Source organism: Paenibacillus tabacirhizosphaerae, from assembly GCF_040812395.1.
Taxonomy (GTDB): Bacteria; Bacillota; Bacilli; order Paenibacillales; family NBRC-103111; genus Paenibacillus_E.
This window is the reverse complement of the sequence record NZ_JBFNXH010000077.1, coordinates 1-892: the sequence shown is the minus strand read 5'-3', so window position 1 is coordinate 892 and position 892 is coordinate 1. Positions and strand designations below refer to the sequence as shown.

Annotated in this window: 1 protein-coding gene; it reads right to left on the bottom strand. The window is 40.4% G+C overall.

All coding sequences use genetic code 11. From position 1 onward, the window contains the following. Positions 1 to 892, bottom strand: an 892-nt coding sequence (locus ABRS97_RS28030; protein WP_367819458.1) for an RHS repeat-associated core domain-containing protein, incomplete at both ends; no start/stop codon positions are given.

Genomic DNA, 892 nt, shown 5'->3' with positions numbered 1-892 from the left:
TATGCACATACGTATAAAGATTCAAACTCAGCGGATTATCAATCTGTCCCTCATAGCTATCTTCATTAATAAATCGCCCTACACTTGGATCATACCATCTAGCTCGTAGATACTGAAGTCCTGTCGAGTTGTCGTAAAACTCCCCGCTATAACGAAACGGCTGTGCCACCGTTTCCTGCTTCGCAATCGGATTGCCCCACATATCATAACTATATGTATTGAGCGTATTTCCTGCTCCATCAGTTACACCAACAACATCTCCATGTCCATTAACTTGATAGTACACTTTATTGCCACTAGCATCCACACGAGCGACAAGTCCATTACCACGAATATAGCGTGCCTTTAAAGCCGCGATACCATTGGCTGCCACTGTACCTTCAGCAATCATATTGGCTCCGTCGTAATAGTAGCGCGTGGTCTGTCCATTTTCGGTACGTTCGTATAGTAATCCATCTCCATTATATCTATACGATACAACTTTACTATCATCCATGGTTACTTTTGTCAAACGATTGCGATCATCATATTCGTAGTTACCTGCAGCAATATTTAGCGATTGGTTGCTTTGCAGCGTTTGTCGGTTTCCGCGAATATCATACGTATACTGCTCATTGAATTGGCTTGAAGTCTCAATCCGGTTCAACTTATCATAAGTAAACGAAAACAATGCGCCATTTTCACTTTTGCTTGTTTGGTTGTTATTATTGTCATAATCATAACCGAACACATTTAAATTAGTACCGTCATATTTCTTCTGTTTGACTTCAGTAAGGTTAGTACCCTCATACGTATAACTATTCTTATTACCATTCTTCTGTGTACTCATATCGAGCAGCCCATTTTTCTTATACGTATAGGTAGCGTCCCAATTATTGAGTACTTCACCCAC